This is a genomic window from Candidatus Arcticimaribacter forsetii, from assembly GCF_910589745.1.
In the GTDB taxonomy this organism is placed as follows: Bacteria; Bacteroidota; Bacteroidia; order Flavobacteriales; family Flavobacteriaceae; genus Arcticimaribacter; species Arcticimaribacter forsetii.
Genome location: NZ_OU342399.1, coordinates 256,023 through 276,975 on the forward strand (window position 1 = coordinate 256,023; position 20,953 = coordinate 276,975).

Here is a 20,953-nt window from a genome sequence, read left to right on the forward strand (position 1 = left end):
AGAATTTTTGTAATTTTGCTAAACTTTCTATTAAAGAAAGCTAAAACCGTTTTATGCAAAACAAGAGAGTATTAATTATATCATCGGAGGTAACCCCCTATTTACCTCAAACAGATCAGGCAATCAATTCATTTAAAATCCCAAAGGCAATCAACGATGCAGGTGGGCAAATAAGAATTTTTATGCCACGTTACGGAATGATTAACGAACGAAGACATCAGTTACATGAAGTTATTCGTTTGTCAGGAATGAACATGGTTATCAATGATATGGATATGCCTTTAATTATAAAAGTTGCATCCATTCCAAAAGAAAGAATGCAAGTTTACTTCATAGATAACGAAGAGTATTTCAAAAGAAAAGCAATGCTTAAAGACGAGGATGGTGTTTTATTTCCAGACAACGATGAGCGTATGATTTTCTTTACAAAAGGAGTAATCGAAACTGTAAAAAAATTAAACTGGTCTCCAGACGTAATCCATCTGCATGGATGGTTTGCATCTCTTTTTCCATTATACATGAAAACATATTTTTCAGAAGACCCAATTTTTGAGTCAAGTAAAATTGTAACTTCGGTTTACCCAAATGATTTTGAAGGGGAATTGTCTTCTGAGTTATTGAACAAAGTTTCTTATGATGTAAAAGATGAAGAGGCTAGAAGCACACTTAAGGAATCAACTTATGAGAATTTAATGAATCTTGCGATTAATTATTCTGATGGAGTTGTTCTTTCCGGTGAAAATATTGCTAAAAGTATTTTATCGAAAATTGATTCCCAAAAAATTCCTACGCTAACATTTGAAGATAGCGCAAAGGAAAACTCTTATGTTGATTTTTTCAATAACCATATTATTTAACCCCAATATGAATCTTAAGTTTAATATCCGAAAGAATACTATATTCTTTCTTCTGCTAACATTTGCAGTAGCTTCTTGTAATAAAGATTTTAATACTGTTGGTTATAACTTAATAGGGTCAAATGCATTTGAAACAAGCCAAGTTGAATTACCTGTAGTTTCTCATCAAAATCGTGCTATATCAGATTTTCAAGCAGACGGATTAAATACGCTCCAGTTAGGGACAATTGATATTCCAAATATTGGTGAATCTTCAGCTTATATTATTTCTCAATTAAACCTTCCCCCAACAACCTTTTTTGGAGGATTAACAAAAGAGCAAGAACAGGGTTCTGAAGATAACGCATCTTGGATTCAAGAAAACGAACAGGTTATTTCTGCCTACCTAGAAATACCTTTTTTTTATAATTCTAGAGATCGAGATGGTGACGGAGTTTATGACAGTTTAGATATTGACCCAGACAATCCAGAGAGTGATACAGATGGTGACTCAATCTCTGATGCTGTAGAAACACAAGATGGAACAAATCCGTTGAGTGACGATAGTGACGGAGATGGAATACTAGATGCAGACGACACAGATAATTCAGATTATATAATTGAAAATAAAACCTATTCTATAGATTCCATTTTTGGAAATAAAAATTCAACATTTAATTTAAAAGTTGAAGAATTGACCTATTATTTAAATACGCTTGATCCGTCAGATAATTTTGAGTCTAACCAAGCTTTTTATTCTTCTAGAGATTTATATCAAGAAGGTTTTGTTGGCGAAACTCTCTTCGATGAGTCCTATCAATTAGACTTAGAAGAGGTTCGAATTAATTATATTGAAGACGACCCAGAGACAGAAGATGTAGATGAAACAACCTTAATACAAAATCGTCGTTCCCCAAGAATTAAAGTCCCTTTAAACACCGATTTTTTTCAAAGAAAATTCATCGACATTGAAGGTTCAGATTCCTTGGCAAACACTTCGGAGTTTCAGAAGTATATGAAAGGAATTTATATCCGAATGGAGAATCCTTCTGAGGATCTATACATGCTCCTTAACTTTAATTCTGCTAGTATTGTGGTTACCTATGAATACGATCGTTATAACGATAACGATACACCGGACGACACGAGCGATTTTTCTATAGACCGGTCTAGGAGAGATTTTGCACTTACTCCCTCGATTACTATTAATCATTTGAACAATTCATATATAAACCCAGCTGTAGATGAGGCTGTAGGCCAAACTTCAGGCACAAATAATTTATATCTGAAAGGGGGTATGGGGTTAACGTCTAATATTGAGCTTTTTGGAAATCATTCAGATGGATCTGCAGCTTCAAAATTAGACGAAATTAGAGAAAATAGTTGGTTGATTAACGAGGCTAATTTAGTTTTTTATGTTGATTCTGATTGGGTTGAGAGCTTGAATACTGAAGATATAATTGCAGATCGATTGTACCTTTATAAAGAAGGTGACGGAACTCCTTTGTTGGATTATATTGATGATCAAACGGTGGATAATACGCAACATAATAAGTCCAAATATATTTATGGCGGTATTTTAGAATATGAAGACGGTAGGCCTTATCGTTATAAGTTCAAAATAACACAGCATGTAAATAATCTCATTCGTAAAGATTCTACAAATGTTCCGCTGAGATTAGCAGTGTCTGCGGACATTTCAAATCAGATAGCAAAGCGTGCTTTTTTTAATGTTGGGGGTGAAGAAATTTCATATCCAACAGCAACAATATTAAATCCATTAGGAACCGTTTTAATTGGCTCAAATCCCGAAGAAGGATTTGAAAATCAAAGATTGAAACTAGAATTAATTTACACAAACTTTTCAAATTAATTATTATGTGCGGAATTGTAGCCTACATAGGAAATCAACAAGCAGCACCAATTATTATTAAAGGTCTTAAAAGACTTGAATACCGAGGTTATGACAGTACCGGTGTTTCTTTATTTAATGGTTCTGAATTGTATACAATTAAAACAAAAGGAAAAGTTAGTGAGTTGGAGCTGAAGCTTGAAGATCAAAATTCAATTGACGCACAAGTTGGCCTCGGACATACCCGCTGGGCAACCCACGGAATACCAAATGATAAAAATGCGCACCCCCAAGCTTCAAATTCAAGTAATTTGGTGTTGGTTCATAACGGAATCATTGAGAATTACGCGTCATTAAAAGAAGAATTGATTCAACGTGGTTACACTTTTACATCGGATACAGATACCGAGGTATTAGTTAACTTAATAGAAGACATTCAAAAGAAAGAAAAAGTAAAACTTGGGAAAGCAGTTCAAATTGCACTAACTCAAGTAATAGGGGCTTATGCAATTGTGGTTTTTGATCGCAGAAAGCCAAACGAACTCATCGCGGCAAGACTTGGAAGTCCTTTGGCTATCGGTGTAGGTGAAAATGAGTTTTTTGTAGCTTCAGATGCAACTCCATTTATTGAGTATACAAAAAACGTAATTTATTTAGAAGAGGAGCATTTAGCAATTATTCGTAGTAATCGAGACATTGCAATTCGAAAAATTAAAACAGACAAAGTAATTAAGCCTTATGTTGAAGAGCTTCAAATGAGCTTAGAGAACATTCAAAAAGGCGGATATGAACACTTCATGCTCAAGGAGATATTTGAGCAGCCTCAGGCTATTAGAGACACCTTAAGGGGGCGTTTGCTTTCTAACGAAGGAAAGATAACCCTCTCCAGTTTAAGAGATCATGAAAATAAATTTTTAAAAGCAAAAAGAATCCTAATAGTTGCTTGTGGTACCTCATGGCACGCTGGATTAGTTGCCGAATATTTAATTGAAAAATTCACTCGTATTCCGGTTGAGGTTGAGTACGCCTCTGAGTTTAGATACCGTGATCCAATAATTTTTCAAGACGATATAATCATTGCAATTTCTCAATCTGGAGAAACAGCAGACACTTTAGCAGCTATTAAAATAGCTAAGGAACGTGGTGCATTCGTTTACGGTGTTTGTAATGTAGTAGGATCTTCTATTTCTAGAATGACCGACACGGGTTGTTATACCCATGCCGGGCCAGAAATTGGAGTTGCATCTACTAAAGCATTTACTACTCAAATTACAGTTTTTTCTTTATTGGCTCTTCATTTAGGGATGTTAAAAGGGTCTTTATCTCGATCAGAATACCAACAGCATCTTGCAGAGTTAGAATCTTTACCAGATAAAGTTTCGGAAATTTTAAAGCAGGAAACTTTAATTAAAGAAGTCGCTTCTTCTTTTAATGACACTAACAATTGTATTTATTTAGGTAGAGGTTATAATTTCCCAGTAGCACTAGAAGGTGCTTTAAAACTTAAAGAAATTTCATACATCCATGCAGAAGGATATCCTGCAGCGGAGATGAAACATGGTCCGATTGCATTAATAGACGAACAAATGCCTGTGGTTGTAATTGCAACCAAAAAAGGGCATTATGATAAAGTGGTTAGTAATATCCAAGAAATCAAATCAAGAAAGGGACGTATAATTGCAGTTGTAAGCGAAGGAGATGTACGTGTTAAAGAACTAGCCGATTATTGTATTGAAGTCCCAGAATCTTTGGAATGTTTCACCCCTATTTTAACTACAATTCCATTACAACTTTTATCTTATTATATAGCAGTTCAAAGAGGATGTAATGTTGATCAACCTAGGAATTTAGCGAAATCGGTTACTGTGGAATAAATTTAATTGACAATTCATCTTCCCGTTTAAAAAGACTTGTAAGATTTTCATTTTCAGAAGCTAGCATAATGTTGTAGAAACCGAACTGTTTTATGATTTTTAAGTAACTATTAGAAAACTTATTCTTTACTTGTTTTCAATTATCTTTGTGTAAAGAAATGAATTATGCAAAACGAAAGAACAAAAATTATAGTAAAACCAAACGGTCAATTTGTTATTCAAGGCCCTGTAGACCTTGTAGATATTGAGGGTAATGAAATAGAGCATGGACCAAGGTTTACACTATGTGGATGTTCCAAATCAGACAATAAACCTTTTTGTGACGGAGCTCATAAAGGATAAGAGTTTATCATTTTTCTTTGGGTCACCTTTTTGATTGTATAGAACAAATTCTACACACACGATTTAATTAAGATATTCTTTAATAACAAAACAGTTTTTTCTTTTTATCTTAAATTTTTTTGGTTCAAGAGAAGAGAAGAACATTTCGACATAGCTCAGTCTTCGGATATAATTCCATCCGTTGCGAAGTTGATAAGGTATAATAACCTTAACGAAGTTTTGGCAGCTGTTCAGTAAGTCAGGTTGATCCATCTTTTGTGTTTAATTATTCCGGATGGGAATACACTTTTTTATAAATGAAGAATATATTTGTATTTAAAGAGGAAAAGGATCAAAGCAATGAATTCTTTCGAGATAAAGACATGATGTATTTGCAAGATTATAGTAAACAGATTGAAATCAGAGCTCTTGAAGCTGATTAAAGATGAAGGAAAAAATACATTTTATTATAAACTCTAGATCAGAGAAGGCAAAATTAATTTTAAAAAAACAAATTGACACCACTTCTTTTTGGCATAATAATTTTGATGTTTTTATGTGGGAATCGCTCTATAAAGGTCACGCATTAGAACTTACTCAAAAAGCAATATCAGACAAATCTAGCACAATAGTAGCTTGCGGCGGAGACGGAACAATCAATGAAGTTGCTAGATATGTCATAGAAACAGACATTCCTTTGGGAATTGTTCCATTAGGTTCTGGAAATGGTCTAGCAAGACATTTTAAAATTCCACTCCACATAAAAGGTGCTCTTCAGGTAATAAAGACTAGGAATATAGTCCAAATGAATGCAGGATTAGCAAATCAAAATTTCTTCCTGTGTAACACGGGAGTAAGTTTTGACACTCATTTTATAAATGCATATCAAAACATTCCTTCAAGAGGTTTTTTCTCTTATTTTAAGTCTTTAAAGGCTGCTTTCACCTCTTTTTCAGTTCAAAAGCACACCTTAGAATTTGACTCACAAAAGAGAGTGGTAACTCCTTTTTTGTTAATGATCTGCAACACCAACCAGTTTGGATATGATTTTTCGCTTACACCAAACGCTTCCGTTTCTGACGGAAAATTTGAGATGATTATTTATAATAAATCTTCTTATTGGTCCCTTTTTAAGTTATTTTTAGACAGTCGTTTTGACTTAAATCTAAGCAGTAGTTTTTTAGAAACTTTATTGGTTTCTGAGGTAACAATTACATCTGAATCAGATCAAACCGTAATCCAATACGATGGTGAAATTAATCACAGCCCCACTAATGAATTACAAGTACGACTACACCCCAAAAACTTAGGAATTATAGTCCCCAAACAAAAATAAACCAACATGAAACAACATCTTTCAATTTTAGCTCACAACAGAGCAATTTATTCACAATTTTTAAAGAAATTTACTTTAGATCAACTCAATAAAGTGCCCGACGGATTTAACAACAATATTCTTTGGAATGTTGCGCATTCCCTTGTTACACAACAGCTTTTAATCTATTCTCTGTCGGGGGTTAAACCACTAGTTCCAGAATCGTGGATAGATTCTTATAGAAAAGGAACAAAGCCAGAAGTTGAGGTAACTCAGGAATTTGTTGACGCATTAGACGCAGCTCTTTTTTCAACACATAATCAATTGGAAGCGGATTTAGATTCTGGAGTATTTAAAGAATTTAATCCTTACACTACTTCCACAAAAATGCATATAGATTCTCTTGAAACTGCACTTTCATTTGTTTTATTCCACGATGGAATTCATATAGGTTCTGTTTTAGCACTAGCTAAACTGGTTTAAGCCTCTGAAATTGCACTAACAATTTGTTTCGCGTGTACTCTAGAGTTTTCTATAAACCATTTGTTAGTTTTTAAACCTCCACAAACGACCCCCGCAAGGTATACTCCTGGTTGAGAAGACTCCATTGTTTTTTCGTTGTATTTAGGAGTACTAAATTCGTCTGAATTAAATCCAACACCCAGAGACTCAAGAAGTGTAAAGTCGGGTTGGTACCCTGTCATTGCAAGAACAAAATCATTTGGGATTTCGATCGTTTCTTCAGAAGTTTGAATCACAACACTATTGGGTTTGATTTCTACTAAGCTTGATTCAAAATAAGCAGGAATACTTCCTTCTTCAATTCGGTTTACAATATCAGGTCTTGCCCAGTACTTTACGTTTGCACCAATTTGTTTTTCTCTAACAACCAGCGTAACGCTTTTAGCTCCTTTTCTGTAGGTTTCAAGAGCAACATCAACTGCAGAATTAGCGGCGCCTATTACCACGATGTCCATGCCAAAATATGGATGAGATTCTTTGTAGTAATGAGATACTTTCTCAAGTTCTTCTCCCGGGATATTTAGCTTATAAGGGAGGTCGTAAAACCCAGTTGCTAAAACAATATTTTTTGTCTGATAGGTGTTTTTGGTTGTTTTGATTGTGAACCCTTTTTTAATTCTAGAAAATTCAACCACACCTTCATATAGTTTTACATTTAGGTTCCAAGTTGAGGTAACTCTTCTGTAATATTCTAATGCTTCTGCTCTGGTTGGTTTTGGGTTGTGGGAGATGAATGGGATTTCCCCAATTTCTAATCGATCTGAAGTCGAAAAGAAGGTCATGTTTTGCGGGTAATGATAAATGGAGTTTACTAACATACCTTTCTCAATGATTGTATAAGAAAGCCCTTTTTTTTCAGCTTCTATACCACAAGCCAATCCAATGGGCCCCGCTCCAATAATGATTAAATCTTCCATGATTCAAAAGTAAATAAACGAATTAATAACCTCATAAATTGAAGCTATATTTTAATTTTATAATAAATAATGATTAATATTTTTTTAATATCAGATTTAACTATCATATTATATAAATAGTTCTTTTTTAAAGCCTAAATGTTCCTTTAGATAAATCTATTATAAGATTTTATTATGATTTTATTTATTAGATGACAATAATTCTTGTCTAAGAAATAAAGACACCATAAATCCAACTATAATAAGTAGTGAAAGGTATATGCTTACAAAATAAATGAGGCTAAAAAATAGAATAATCCACCATAAAACGAATATTATGAGCCCAATTAGGTGTTTTACGCCGTTATGAAATACTTTATCGGGAAATAAATTAAGTATTCTGCTTATAACAAGCAAAGGAAATGTGTTTGGTAAGCTGAAAAAGAAAATTAAAGTTCGTTTTAAGATTGTAGGTTCAGGAAGCTGATTGAGAGAGTTTGGATTTGAATTTACGATTTCTTTCAGTTTGTAAAATCCTAATTTGGCATTCTTATGGTTTATGAATTTCTTTTTTTCGTAGTAAGTCTCGTCTTCCTCTTCGATCCATAAGCAATCTTTCATATTAATTTCAAGCGTTTCCCTTAATTTATTGAGAGTAACACTGGGTTCGTTTTTATAAGAACTGGTGAAGTCACGAATTGATATTGGAATCCCATATACGATATGAACCTCCTGTCTAGGTCGATTATGATGACTGTAATTAATTCCGACTGGAATTAGATAAATATTTTTATGGGCACTTTTTATTTGTGCATCTAAAGCAAGTCGACTACTGCCCTTGGAAATTCTTTTTAAAAAATACTCATTGTGATGAAGTCCTTCAGAAAACATAATTAGGTTCTTTCCCTGCGCAAGAAGTTCATGACATTTTTCAAATACACTTTTGTTTTTTTTGAGGCTGCTATATCCATCTCTTATTCTATAAACAGGCAGCATTTTTAAGGCGTCAAGAAACCATTGTAGTCGACCTCCAAACACGTCACTCCTTGTGAGTGAGTGAAACTCAAACCCACAGGTCGTTGCAACTAGAATTGGATCTAAGAAAGATCCTTGGTGGTTTGGTGAGAAAATAAGACTTCCGTCTTTTGGAATATTTTCTTGACCATACACTCGCACTTTTTTAAAGTAAAAAGGATTATACAGCTTTAGAAGTAAAAGGATTGTTTTAAAAAAAAATATTTTCATTTATCTGCAATTTTACGCTGTAAAATATGGAATAACAAACAGAATTACCGCTTGAAAATAAGTAATAAATCTTACTGTCTAAACCTGCGGACTTTAGCATTCTAAATGTACTCTTTTGAAGGTCCTTTGAACATAAAAAACAAAGTAATGTTTTTTTTAACAAAAACTTGAATTTAGTTAGGGTTGTTTTTTGTGGAAACCCTATATTTGCATGCGAAATAAAAGACTTAAAAACTAACTCAATTTCATCATATGGCAGCGACTGCAGGAAAAGTTTCTCAAATCATAGGCCCGGTAGTAGATGTTACCTTTTCAGGAACAGACACCAAACTACCTAAAATTTACGATTCATTAGAAATTAAAACTCAATCTGGAGAACTTTTAATATTAGAAGTTCAATCTCACGTTGGAGAAAATACAGTAAGAACCATTTCGATGGACTCTACTGACGGTTTAAGTAGAGGAACAGAAGTTATAGCAACTGGGAAGCCTATTCAAATGCCAATAGGAGATGATGTATACGGAAGATTATTCAATGTAATTGGAGATGCAATTGACGGAATTGGGAATCTACCAAAAACAGGTAAAGATGGTTTGTCTATTCATAGACAGGCACCTGATTTCGATCAGTTGTCTACTGCTACTGAAGTTCTATTTACAGGAATTAAAGTTATTGATCTTGTAGAACCTTACGCAAAGGGAGGTAAAATTGGATTATTTGGAGGAGCAGGAGTTGGTAAAACAGTATTGATTCAAGAATTAATTAATAACATTGCCAAAGGGCACGGAGGATTATCTGTTTTTGCAGGTGTAGGAGAACGTACTCGTGAAGGTAATGATTTACTTAGAGAGATGTTAGAGTCTGGTATTATCAAATACGGGGACGACTTTTTACATTCTATGGAAGAAGGTGGATGGGATCTTAGCAAAGTAGATAAAACTGCGATGAAAGAATCTAAAGCTACTTTCGTATTCGGACAAATGAATGAGCCACCAGGAGCTCGTGCTCGTGTTGCATTATCTGGACTAACTATTGCTGAGTACTTCCGTGATGGAGCTGGAGATGGACAAGGAAAAGATGTTCTTTTCTTTGTTGATAATATTTTCCGATTTACTCAAGCTGGGTCAGAGGTTTCTGCTTTATTAGGACGTATGCCTTCTGCGGTAGGTTACCAACCAACATTAGCAACAGAAATGGGTGCAATGCAAGAACGTATTACTTCAACAAAAAGAGGATCTATTACTTCAGTTCAAGCAGTATATGTACCTGCGGATGACCTTACAGATCCTGCACCAGCAACAACTTTTGCTCACTTGGATGCTACAACTGTATTGTCTCGTAAAATTGCCGAACTCGGTATATATCCTGCTGTTGATCCTTTAGATTCTACTTCAAGAATTTTGACTGCAGAAATCTTAGGAGATGAACATTATAATTGTGCTCAAAGAGTAAAAGAACTATTACAACGTTACAAAGAACTTCAAGATATTATTGCAATTCTTGGAATGGAAGAATTATCAGAAGAAGATAAATTAGCCGTTTCTCGAGCACGTCGTGTTCAACGTTTCTTATCTCAACCGTTCCACGTAGCAGAACAGTTTACAGGAATTCCAGGAGTTTTAGTAGATATTAAAGAAACAATTAAAGGATTTAATATGATTATGGATGGTGAATTAGATCACTTACCAGAAGCAGCATTCAACCTTAAAGGAAGCATAGAAGAAGCTATTGAAGCTGGAGAAAAAATGTTATCTGAAGAATAATAAATATGTATTTAGAAATAATATCTCCTGAAGCAACCCTATATACGGGTAACATTGACACTTTAACTGTGCCTGGAGCCAACGGTTCTTTTCAAGTTTTAGAAAATCACGCTGCAATTGTTTCGAATTTAGTTTCCGGGACCGTCGAATTTAAAGGTACATTTGATGCTTCAAATACTTTTGAAGCTCCATTCGAAAAGATAGATTCAAATATAGTTCAACTTAAAGTTTCCTCAGGAACTTTAGAGTTACAAGACAATAAATTAATCTTATTAGTAGATTAATGCTTTATCAATAAAACTTAAACGCCTGTAAATTAATAACATAATTACAGGTGTTTTTGGTTTATTCAAAAATGTAATTTTTATGAAAAATTCAATTTTTATTTTTCTATCTATTTTTTCATTCAGTACTTTGTTTTCACAGACAGACTCCTTAAGTCTAAAAACAAATAAACTTGAAGAAGTGGTTCTTAATTCAACTCGTATTGATTTACCATTATCTCTAAATTCAAGAACAATTCAGGTAATTACTGCAACAGACATTAAGAATTCTGGGTTAACAAACGTTGTTGCTTTGTTACAGCAAATATCGGGAGTAGATATTAGACGAAGAGGAGTAGAAGGAATGCAGGCAGATTTATATATCCGTGGAGGTAGTTTTGATCAAACACTCCTTTTAATTGACGGGATCAAACTGGAAGATGCTCAGACAGGACACCACACACTTAACCTTTTACCACCTGTTGATTTAATCGAACGAATCGAGGTTCTTAAAGGTCCCGCTGCAAGAATCTATGGGCAAAATGCATTTACGGGTGCAATTAATATTGTGACAAAAGATGCGGGAGAAGGGTCAAGTAGAATTTCTGTTCAGGCGGGTTCTTATGATCAAAAACAAATCCGATCTACGCTTCAAGCTAAAGGAACTAAAGGAGGATTATTAGGACACTTTTCTTATAATACGTCAAACGGTTATAGACATAACACAGATTTTATAAACAGAAATTATTTTGTAAAAGGAAACTTTAATGTAAATGAAATACCGGTTCAATTCTTAGGATATTTTTCAGACCGTGAGTTTGGTGCTAATGGTTTTTATGCTACACCAACCGCAACAGAACAATATGAAGAAACGGAAGGGAGTTTAGTAGCACTCTCTAGTGTAATTAAAAATGAAAAATCTGTAATTAAACCAAGAATTTATTGGAGAAGAAGCCAAGATATGTATGTCTATCTTAGACACAATCCAAGTGTTTATAGAAACTTACATATCACAAACAAAGCAGGAGTTGCTGTAGATTATAGTTTATTTTCTTCTTTAGGAACAACAGGAGTGGGTATTGATTTCTCTAGAGTAAACATTAGTAGTAATAACCTAGGAGAGCATGATCGTTTAATGACAAATTTATTTTTAGAACACCGTTTTCTTCTTTTAGATCAAAAATTAGATATTACCCCTGGTATTGCATTTAATGATTACTCTGATTTTGGAACTCATTTTTTCCCGGGAATAGATTTCGGATATGCATTTAACTCTCAAATAAGAGTTTACGGTAACATTGGTAATACCTATAGAATCCCTACCTATACCGATCTTTATTACAATGACAGAACAACTCTTGGAAATCCAGACCTAAAGCCAGAAAGTGCTTTAGCGTTAGAACTAGGAGCTCGATATATTAATACAAACTTTTCATTTAGTGCTGCATACTTCAATCGTAATTCAGAGAATTTAATTGATTATGTTAAAGACACTGAAGATGCTTTGTGGGAGGCTAATAATATTCAAGAGGTCACTACAAGTGGTTTTGAGTTTGAATCTAATATAAGTTACTCGATTAGTAAGCAACCACAATCATTACGAATTGGATATACTTATATTAATGATGATGTAAAAGGAGTTACAGAATATAATTTTTCTAGATATTCAATTAATTCATTGAAGAATCATTTTACAATTAGCTCTTTTAACCAGTGGTCAAATAACATATCGTCAGGTATTGTGTTAAAGCAAGCTGAACGAAGTTTAGGAGATCCTTATACGGTCTTAGATTTAAATACTCAATGGATTTCAACCAACAAAAAATTCAGGGTTACTCTTTTAGCAAATAACATTTTCAATGAAGTGTACACAGAAACTAATCTAGTTCCTATGCCTGAGGCGAACGGGAGTGTCAGTTTTGAATATTCGTTCTAGGAAAATTGTATTTAATAACCGCCTTGATTTATTATTAAATCATCAACTTTTCATAGATTACTTGCCTGCTATTTCTACATTATATTAAATTCAACAGGATCTCATTTATTTGGATAATTTCAATAAATGACTTGTAGGATCATTGAGTAGCATTTGGCGTAAACTTTAACACACTAATTCTAAATTTTAACTCAGTATAGTGTAACACTTGATTTCTTAAACCGTCTTATACATAAATTATAAGATATGAAAATCAGCCCTGTTTTAGTATTATTATCTTTTATTTCTTTTGCGCAAAATAAACTTCCAACCTTTGATGGAGTAGTCAATTCCGAAGAGTGGAGCCTGGTTAAATTGCTTTGAAACTAGTGGAACGTTTATCTAGGAAAATTCCATACGATTAGTGTTTTAGAATCACTCTATTGAGGTTACGTTTTTATTAAATACTCTTTTTTAAAGGTGTACACAGAAACTAATCTAGTTCCTATAACTGAGGCGAACGGGAGTATATTATTTGAGTTTTCTTTTTAAAAGAAAATCATCTTTTATTGTTGATTGCCTGGTAGATTAATTCTTTTTCCCAACCACGATATTGTAATCGGTCGTGTACCTTTTTTTGGCATTTAATCATTCCCAAATGTTCATATTCTTTCCAAAATTTTTCAAAAAGGAAATCAAAGGTATCCAAGTACTCCTCGGGATCGATTTCTTGCATAGCTTTTTTGATATTCCATGCACTAATACCACGAAATTTTAATTGGTTTAAAATCCGAACTTTCCCCCATTTTTTTATTCTAAATTTCCCTCGGGCAAAACTTTGTGCAAAACGAGTTTCGTTTAGATAATTATCGGTTATGAGTTTACCTATTATCTGATCTATAGCAGCCGGAATCATATGCATTGATTTAAGCTTTTCTTCTACTTCTTTGTGGCAACGTTCTTGGTAAGCACAATAGTGTTCAAGTTTTTGTTGAGCTTCGTCTACTGTGTATGATTTTGTATTGTGCATAGTCAAAAGTACATTTTTAAAATCATTTTTTAGAGTACTAAATAAACTCTGGGTTTTGTTTAAGGATTTTTTAAAATAAAAAAAGCGACCCTCGTTAAGAAGGTCGCTTTAATAATTCTATTGAACACGAATCGGCTTTTTCTTATGATCGAAAAAACGATAGTGTAAATATTGATAAGCATCTCGGGGTATAATTTTAACCCGTTTTTTATGCTTTAATAACCATTTGGTTCGGACGGAAGGGAACCCCTGGTTTAAATAAGCAGCAATAAAAGGATGAATGTGTAATTCAATTTTCTTTTTTTGATGCTCTGCGTTGTTAACAATTTTGTTAAGATCTGCGTTGATTTTGTCAAGTAAAACGATTGGAGCTTCAACCTCACCGTTAAGATTTGGATTAGGCTCTTTTGTTTTGATTTTCATTACAGGTCTAACCCGTTGTCGGGTGATCTGAATGAGACCAAATTTACTAGGTGGAAGAATTTTATGTTTAGTTCTATCAGAACTCATTTCTTTCTTTAAATGTTCAAATAGAATACGTCTATTATCACTAGAAGCGAGATCAATAAAGTCTACAACAACAATTCCTCCCATATCACGAAGGCGTAATTGGCGAGCAACCTCTGTAGCAGAAATCATATTGACTTCCATGGCTGTCTCTTCTTGGTTTCTCGATTTATTCGATCGGTTACCACTGTTTACATCAATTACATGTAATGCTTCCGTATGTTCTATAACTAAATAAGCTCCCTTTTGCATGGAAACTGTTTTCCCAAAGGCTGTTTTGATTTGTCGTTCAACTCCAAACTTTTCAAAGATGGGTAACGAATCGGTATAATGTTTAAGTATACCTGCCTTTTTGGGTGCAATGGTTTGAATATAATCACCTATTTCACCGAATAACTCTTTGTCATCTACGTGAATTCCTGTGAAAGAATCATCAAAAATATCTCTTAATATAGAGGAAGAACGATCTATTTCGCTCAACACTTTTGTTGGATATTTGTTGATCTTAGAGAGTCGTGCACACATGTTTTTCCAACGCTGTATTAGCTGTTGTAAATCTGCGTCTAGCTCTGCTACTTTTTTGTCTTTAGCTACTGTTCTTACAATAACACCAAACCCTTTCGGTTTAATGCTTTGTACAAGACGCTTTAGACGATTTTTTTCTTCCCGGTCTTCTATTTTTTGTGAGATGGATATTCTATCAGAAAATGGAACAAGAACCATATAGCGTCCAGCTAGCGAGAGCTCTGAGCTAATTCGTGGTCCTTTTGTGGATATGGGCTCTTTAACAACTTGAACCAAAATCTGTTGGTTCGAGCTAATGGCATCACTAATTACTCCATTTTTTTCAATATCTTCTTCAAAACGAAAGTTTTTTAATAAATAATCTTTTGTTTTACCTGTACTTACCTGTTTAATAAATTTCAATAAAGTGGGTAGTTTCGGACCCAGATCATGATAGTGTAAAAAACCATCTTTTTCGTGGCCTACATTTACAAATGCAGCGTTTAGCCCTCCAACAGATTTTCTAACTTTGGCGAAGAATATGTCTCCAACCGAAAATTTGTTGTCATCTACCTCTTTATTGAGCTCAATTAGTTTTCCGTCCTTGAGTAATGCGAAATCAACTGCAGAGGAATTCGATCGTATAATCAATTCTTTATTCACTCTGAGTAGTATTGTGTCAATACATAAAAATGTATTAACGATTAAACAATAATTTTTCAGGATTTATCCTGTGAAACGCAACCTTAATGGTGCGTTTCATTTCAAAGAACAATGAATTTTTTTAAGTGTATTCTACACTATTTTTTCTTGTGACGGTTAGCTCTACGTCTTTTCTTACGCTTGTGAGTAGCTACCTTATGTCTTTTACGTTTTTTACCGCTTGGCATAATGTGTGTTTTATTAGTTAATTATTTTACTGGTACGCTCGACTTGATACCTTCAACAAATATTTTTGCTGGTTTAAATGCTGGGATATTATGAGCAGGGATTTTAACAGCAGTGTTTTTAGAAATGTTTCTTCCTGTCTTTTCAGCTCTTGTTTTTACAACAAAACTTCCAAATCCTCTTAAATAAACATTTTCGTTTTTCTCAAGAGAATTTTTCACCTCAGACATAAACTTTTCTACAGTTGCCTGTACATCACCTTTGTCAATTCCTAATTGTTCCGATATGTTCGAAACGATTTCCGCTTTCGTCATGATTAATTATAAATTATAGTTTTTCTAAATTTTGGAGATTGCAAATATATAAATTTAATATTAGAAATATATTAGGCTAATCCATTAATATTTACCTTTTTAAATCGGGTACTAAGCATTACTTTTGCAAGTAATGACTTGGACAAATCTATTAATGGCTTGGTATAAGACACATAAGAGGTCTTTTCCTTGGCGAAAGACACGTGATCCATATAAAATATGGCTCTCTGAAATAATTTTACAACAAACTAGAATTGCACAAGGCACTCCTTATTATAAAGCTTTTGTAAAAGCTTTTCCAACAGTTAACGAATTGGCTGCCGCAGACGAAGAAGCTGTTTTGAAACTATGGCAGGGTTTGGGGTATTATTCTAGAGCTAGAAACTTACATCATACTGCAAAGTATATAGTTTCGGAATTTAATTCCGTTTTCCCCGATAATTTTAAAGAGCTAGTAACGCTTAAAGGAGTTGGTGATTATACTGCTAGTGCAATTTCTTCGATCTGTTTTAAAGAACCTCAGGCGGTAGTTGATGGAAATGTTTATCGACTTTTATCACGATATTTTGGCAAAAACACCCCCATTGATGCTTCTTATGCTTTAAAGGAATTCAAAAGTCTAGCTTCAGATTTAATGGGCAACGAGGATCCAGGTGATTTTAATCAAGCCCTTATGGAATTCGGAGCATTACAATGCGTACCCAAAAATCCAGTATGTTCGAATTGTCCTTTTCAAAACAATTGTATTGCTTTCAATCAAAATCTGATTTCTCAATTACCATTTAAGAAAGGAAAGATTAAGGTAACCTCAAAGTATTTCAATTATCTTGTTTTTGTAACTCCAAAAAAGGAAACTATTTTAACTCAAAGAACAGCTAAAGGGATTTGGCAGCAACTATATGAATTTCCCTTATTAGAAAGCTCAGGGATAATTGAAGAAACCGATATCGCTAATGATCCATTACTTTTAAAGTATACAAACCCTGAAGGTATTCAAATTATAAAATTGAACGAAAAACCAATTAAGCACAAATTATCGCATCAACAATTGTATATTACGTTTTGGAAAGTTAAAACAAAAGATATTTTAGGGCCTTTGATTTTAGAAAAAAATATACGTAACTATCCGGTTCCCATTGTTTTAGGTAACTTTATTGAAAACTTTTACCTCTCTAACCAATGACTTTATTATATTTGAATATGTTTAACCCTATAAATCTATCATTATGAGTGGAAGCCTTAATAAAGTTATGTTAATTGGACATCTTGGAGATGACCTGAAAATGCATTATTTCGAAGGTGGAGGATCAATCGGAAGATTTCCTTTAGCTACAAACGAAACCTACACAAAAAAAGCAACTGGTGAGAAAGTAACAAACACTGATTGGCACAATGTTGTTGTAAGAAACAAAGCTGCAGAAATTTGCGAAAAGTACCTTAGTAAAGGTGATCGAATTTATGTGGAAGGAAAAATTAAAACACGGAAGTGGCAAGCTGAGGATGGTACTGATCGATACAGTACTGAAGTCATTGTTGATGATTTTACATTTTTAACAACAAAGAAAAACTCTAGCGAAGGAATACCCCCTTCGCAACCACCTACACAAGAATCTTCTAAAGAAGAAGATCTACCTTTTTAATTTAAACTCAATTTAATTGGACCCAGAACCCTTAAGCATCTTTAATTTATTAATTTCTATTGAACCTATTATTGGTTTAAAATTTTTATTACTTGCCTGTTTGCTAATAAGTTCAGCGTTAATTTCTGGGGCAGAGGTTGCCTTCTTTTCTTTAACCCCCTCTATTTTAGAGGAACAAAAAGAAGCCTACCCCAAGAAAATTGAAAGAATTGAAAATTTACTTCAAAAGCCTAAAAGGTTATTAGCTACTATACTAGTAGCTAATAACTTCATTAATATTGGAATAGTATTATTATTTGCTTCTTTGGGGAATTTGTTTTTTGCAAATATTGAAAGTGAATTTCTTAGATTATTTATAGAAATCGGAATTATAACTTTTACTATACTTCTCTTTGGAGAGATTCTACCAAAAATTTATGCCAATAAGAACAGCTTACTTTTTTCAAAATTTATGTCTGGAATAATCTATTTTTTAGATCGTAAATTACTTTCAGTAATTACAATTCCAATGAGTAGTATAACTGTATTTTTAGAGCGTAATTTTGGACAGAAGTCTAACAATTTTTCAGTAGATACCCTTTCTCAGGCACTAGAATTTACAGAGCAAAAAGATACAACTAAGCAAGAAGATCTAATTTTGCAAGGAATTATAAATTTTGGAGCAACAGACACAAAACAGGTAATGTGTCCTAGAATCGATGTGTTTGCTCTTGAAAAAGAAATGGCTTTTGATGAAATATTACCTTTAATTATAGAAAAGGGATTTTCTAGAATTCCAGTTTATAATGATACAATGGATCAAATTGACGGTATCTTATACGTTAAAGATTTGATGCCTAATATTAATACACCTAATTTTGACTGGATCCAACTTCTTAGAGAGCCTTATTATGTTCCTGAAAACAAAAAGCTAGACGATTTGTTGAATGAATTTAAAACTAAAAAAATACATTTAGCTGTTGTTGTCGACGAATACGGAGGAACTTCTGGGATTGTTACTCTAGAAGATTTAATAGAAGAGATAGTTGGAGATATATCGGATGAATTTGATGAAGATGAATTGGAGTTTTCTAAAATTGATTCTAAAAACTTTGTGATTAATGCAAAAGTTAGTCTTAAAGATTTTTATCGAATAATTAATCTTAAAGACTTCGAGGCTTTTGAAAAAGCAAAGGGTGAGGCTGAAACACTTGCAGGGTTTATTCTTGAAATAGCTAGACAACTTCCTGTTTATGGCCAAGAAATTGTATTTGAAGAAATTATATTTAAAATTGAATTAGTTGATAGAAAGAGAATTAAACAGATTAAGGTTACTCTTCCTTAACTTAAACTATCTTTATTCTATGAAGCAGACGTTATTAATTGGTTTTATTATATTATGTTTAATTGGTTGTCAAGACAGTACCTTACCAAAGCCCAAAGCATATTTTAGTTTAAATTATCCTAATCCAGTGTATGAAAAAATTGAACACGACTGCCCTTATACTTTTGATATAAATAAAAGAGCTGAATTGGTTTCTCAAAAAAAATGTTGGAATAAGATCTCATATCCAGAGATGAAAGCAACCGTATATCTTTCTTATGTTCCCATAAAAAACAATCTTGATTCTCTTTTGTATGATGCCTATCAAATGCCCAGTAAGCATGTTATAAAGGCAGAAGAAATTCCGGAGCGGGTGTTCCAAAATGAAAAAGAAAGAGTTTATGGAACTCTTTTCCGAGTGGTGGGAGAAGCAGCTTCTCAGGTACAGTTTTTTTTAACAGACAGCACAGACCACTTTCTAGTTGGATCTTTATATTTTTATACAAGACCAAATTACGATTCACTTATGCCAGCTGCTCAGTACGTTGAAAACGACATGATGCGCTTGATGGAATCTTTTGAATGGAAAGATTAGAAAGTTACTTGGAGGTTAAATCCTTAAAAGAAGTAACACGTTCATTTTGAATTACTGTGTAAGCATCACCTACACTTTTAACGATTGTATCTAATGCTTTTTCTTGAATAAAGTTAGGGTCAAATACGATTTGAGCAATAGAACTTTCAAAGTCTACTAGAGCAGACTCAATTCCTGGAGTTGAATTTAATTTCTTTTGAATTGCTGCAGCACATCCAATTGCACAGGTCATACCAGTTATTTTCAATTCGTTTTTTACTAAATTTTCTTGATTTAGTTCAATCTTTTCTGGAACAATTGTTTCTATAACTTTAACTTCAGCACTCTTTTGTTTACAGGAAGTTAAGGATAGAATACAACTTAGTAGGATAAGGATGTTTTTCATCTCTTTTTTTTCAAAAATACTGATTAATTAGGAAATCAATTCTATAAAATTCATCACATTTGTAAAAAGAAATTTCATGTCAATATCCTTTAAGAAATGGGCGTATTTATTTTCGCTTTCACTAATTTGGGGGAGTTCGTATATTTTAATTAAAAAAGGACTCATAGGACTTACTCCACTTCAGTTAGGTTCTTTCAGGATTTTGTTTACAACTGTTATCTTGTTGTTATTTGGATCAAAGTCGCTTAAAGGTTTGACCAAAACCCAATGGAAATGGCTCGCTTACACTGGCTTTTATGGTACTTTTTTTCCTGCATTCCTTTTTGCATTTGCAGAAACTGAAGTAAATAGTTCTGTAGCCTCTGTACTCAACGGATTAACCCCATTATTTACATTAATATTTGCCTTCTTTTTTTATCAGATTAAAATTGTAAAAAAGCAAGTCTTAGGAGTTTTAGTAGGTTTTTGTGGGACTCTTTTACTTGTAATTCAAGAATTTTCTATCAGTACTTCAAATGACCCTAGGTATTCTTTACTCGTTGTTTGTTCTTCTGTTTTTTATGGAATTAATGTTAACATTCTTAAAAAGAAACTCTCCGATGTTTCTCCAATGGCTATTGCTTTAGGTAACTTTTTAATGATTGCACCACCCGCTTTAGTAATTTTGATCTTTTCTAAATTTAACTGGTTAGGTTTTTATCAGGAAGAAGCTACAATTACTTCATTAGGATATATTCTAATTCTTTCTCTATTTGGGACAGCACTTGCAAAAGTTATGTTTAATAAATTGCTCGATTTATCATCCCCTGTATTTGCTGTTTCAATAACATATTTACTACCTATTGTTGCCATTGGATGGGGTTTAATTGACGGTGAGGAATTTGGCGGGTTACAATGGATTGCAGCCTTGTTAATTATTGGAGGTGTATATTTGGTAACAGAAACAAAAAAAGCACCTTAATAAGGTGCTTTTAAAGTGAATTA

The 20,953-nt window shown here is 33.3% G+C and carries 20 protein-coding genes; 14 read left to right on the forward strand and 6 right to left on the reverse strand.

Translation table 11 applies throughout. The features are described from left to right. The first annotated feature begins 53 nt into the window (after nucleotides 1-53). The 6 genes from NG655_RS01295 to NG655_RS01320 all read left to right on the forward strand — a co-directional run bounded on the left by NG655_RS01295 (nucleotide 54) and on the right by NG655_RS01320 (nucleotide 6,681). Nucleotides 54-857: a glycogen/starch synthase gene (locus NG655_RS01295; RefSeq protein WP_252157543.1), complete on the forward strand. Its 804-nt coding sequence runs from the start codon at nucleotides 54-56 to the stop codon at nucleotides 855-857. A gap of 7 nt (nucleotides 858-864) precedes the next feature. Next, on the forward strand, nucleotides 865-2,709 hold the full coding sequence (locus tag NG655_RS01300; protein ID WP_252157544.1) for a DUF4270 domain-containing protein: 1,845 nt from the start codon (nucleotides 865-867) through the stop codon (nucleotides 2,707-2,709). Nucleotides 2,710-2,714: 5 nt separating this feature from the next. Beyond that, nucleotides 2,715-4,562 (forward strand): glutamine--fructose-6-phosphate transaminase (isomerizing), encoded by a 1,848-nt coding sequence (glmS, locus tag NG655_RS01305; RefSeq protein WP_252157545.1) that lies wholly within the window; start codon nucleotides 2,715-2,717, stop codon nucleotides 4,560-4,562. A 165-nt stretch (nucleotides 4,563-4,727) separates the two neighbouring features. Continuing rightward, nucleotides 4,728-4,904 (forward strand): CDGSH iron-sulfur domain-containing protein, encoded by a 177-nt coding sequence (locus NG655_RS01310; protein ID WP_252157546.1) that lies wholly within the window; start codon nucleotides 4,728-4,730, stop codon nucleotides 4,902-4,904. Nucleotides 4,905-5,328: 424 nt separating this feature from the next. Then, complete coding sequence (locus tag NG655_RS01315; RefSeq protein ID WP_252157547.1) at nucleotides 5,329-6,219, forward strand: diacylglycerol/lipid kinase family protein; 891 nt, start codon at nucleotides 5,329-5,331, stop codon at nucleotides 6,217-6,219. A 6-nt stretch (nucleotides 6,220-6,225) separates the two neighbouring features. After that, nucleotides 6,226-6,681 carry a DinB family protein gene (locus NG655_RS01320; RefSeq protein ID WP_252157548.1) on the forward strand — a complete coding sequence of 152 codons (456 nt, stop codon included), beginning with the start codon at nucleotides 6,226-6,228 and terminating at the stop codon, nucleotides 6,679-6,681. Here NG655_RS01320 and NG655_RS01325 read toward each other — a convergent pair. Continuing rightward, on the reverse strand, nucleotides 6,678-7,637 hold the full coding sequence (locus tag NG655_RS01325; protein WP_252157549.1) for a YpdA family putative bacillithiol disulfide reductase: 960 nt from the start codon (nucleotides 7,635-7,637) through the stop codon (nucleotides 6,678-6,680). The genes NG655_RS01320 and NG655_RS01325 overlap by 4 nt on opposite strands. A gap of 180 nt (nucleotides 7,638-7,817) precedes the next feature. Continuing rightward, complete coding sequence (locus NG655_RS01330) at nucleotides 7,818-8,861, reverse strand: 1-acyl-sn-glycerol-3-phosphate acyltransferase (RefSeq protein ID WP_252157550.1); 1,044 nt, start codon at nucleotides 8,859-8,861, stop codon at nucleotides 7,818-7,820. A gap of 252 nt (nucleotides 8,862-9,113) precedes the next feature. Here NG655_RS01330 and atpD point away from each other — a divergent pair, with 252 nt between their 5' ends. From atpD to NG655_RS01345, 3 genes are all read left to right on the forward strand, one after another. After that, the gene (gene atpD, locus NG655_RS01335; RefSeq protein WP_252157551.1) at nucleotides 9,114-10,625 is read left to right on the forward strand and encodes a F0F1 ATP synthase subunit beta; all 1,512 of its coding nucleotides are present in this window, start codon (nucleotides 9,114-9,116) and stop codon (nucleotides 10,623-10,625) included. A gap of 5 nt (nucleotides 10,626-10,630) precedes the next feature. Next, a complete protein-coding gene (locus NG655_RS01340) occupies nucleotides 10,631-10,909 on the forward strand; it encodes a FoF1 ATP synthase subunit delta/epsilon (protein ID WP_252157552.1) in 279 nt (92 codons plus the stop codon). Between the two features lie 82 nt (nucleotides 10,910-10,991). Beyond that, nucleotides 10,992-12,824, forward strand: coding sequence for a TonB-dependent receptor plug domain-containing protein (locus NG655_RS01345; RefSeq protein WP_252157553.1), 1,833 nt, complete (start codon nucleotides 10,992-10,994; stop codon nucleotides 12,822-12,824). 538 nt (nucleotides 12,825-13,362) lie between these two features. Here the strand turns inward: NG655_RS01345 and NG655_RS01350 are convergent. The 3 genes from NG655_RS01350 to NG655_RS01360 all read right to left on the reverse strand — a co-directional run bounded on the left by NG655_RS01350 (nucleotide 13,363) and on the right by NG655_RS01360 (nucleotide 16,046). Continuing rightward, nucleotides 13,363-13,833 (reverse strand): regulatory protein RecX, encoded by a 471-nt coding sequence (locus NG655_RS01350; protein ID WP_252157554.1) that lies wholly within the window; start codon nucleotides 13,831-13,833, stop codon nucleotides 13,363-13,365. Nucleotides 13,834-13,950: 117 nt separating this feature from the next. Then, complete coding sequence (locus NG655_RS01355) at nucleotides 13,951-15,507, reverse strand: Rne/Rng family ribonuclease (RefSeq protein WP_252157555.1); 1,557 nt, start codon at nucleotides 15,505-15,507, stop codon at nucleotides 13,951-13,953. Between the two features lie 248 nt (nucleotides 15,508-15,755). After that, nucleotides 15,756-16,046 (reverse strand): HU family DNA-binding protein, encoded by a 291-nt coding sequence (locus NG655_RS01360; RefSeq protein WP_252157556.1) that lies wholly within the window; start codon nucleotides 16,044-16,046, stop codon nucleotides 15,756-15,758. A gap of 154 nt (nucleotides 16,047-16,200) precedes the next feature. On the opposite strand from NG655_RS01360, the gene mutY reads away from it, so the two are divergent. Genes mutY through gldD form a run of 4 tightly spaced genes read left to right on the forward strand, consistent with a single transcriptional unit; the run spans nucleotide 16,201 to nucleotide 19,584 of the window. Then, complete coding sequence (mutY, locus tag NG655_RS01365; protein WP_252157557.1) at nucleotides 16,201-17,229, forward strand: A/G-specific adenine glycosylase; 1,029 nt, start codon at nucleotides 16,201-16,203, stop codon at nucleotides 17,227-17,229. Nucleotides 17,230-17,272: 43 nt separating this feature from the next. Further along, nucleotides 17,273-17,686 (forward strand): single-stranded DNA-binding protein, encoded by a 414-nt coding sequence (locus tag NG655_RS01370; protein WP_252157558.1) that lies wholly within the window; start codon nucleotides 17,273-17,275, stop codon nucleotides 17,684-17,686. 16 nt (nucleotides 17,687-17,702) lie between these two features. Then, nucleotides 17,703-19,010, forward strand: a complete 1,308-nt coding sequence (gene gldE / locus NG655_RS01375) for a gliding motility-associated protein GldE (protein WP_252157559.1) — start codon at nucleotides 17,703-17,705, stop codon at nucleotides 19,008-19,010. A gap of 19 nt (nucleotides 19,011-19,029) precedes the next feature. Then, a complete protein-coding gene (gene gldD / locus NG655_RS01380) occupies nucleotides 19,030-19,584 on the forward strand; it encodes a gliding motility lipoprotein GldD (protein ID WP_252157560.1) in 555 nt (184 codons plus the stop codon). 4 nt (nucleotides 19,585-19,588) lie between these two features. On the opposite strand, the gene NG655_RS01385 is transcribed toward gldD, so the two are convergent. Continuing rightward, entirely contained in the window at nucleotides 19,589-19,969 is a 381-nt protein-coding gene (locus NG655_RS01385) for a heavy-metal-associated domain-containing protein (protein ID WP_252157561.1), read from the reverse strand. A gap of 76 nt (nucleotides 19,970-20,045) precedes the next feature. Between NG655_RS01385 and NG655_RS01390 the strand changes: the two genes are divergently transcribed. After that, nucleotides 20,046-20,930, forward strand: a complete 885-nt coding sequence (locus NG655_RS01390) for a DMT family transporter (RefSeq protein WP_252157562.1) — start codon at nucleotides 20,046-20,048, stop codon at nucleotides 20,928-20,930. Nucleotides 20,931-20,953: the final 23 nt, after the last annotated feature.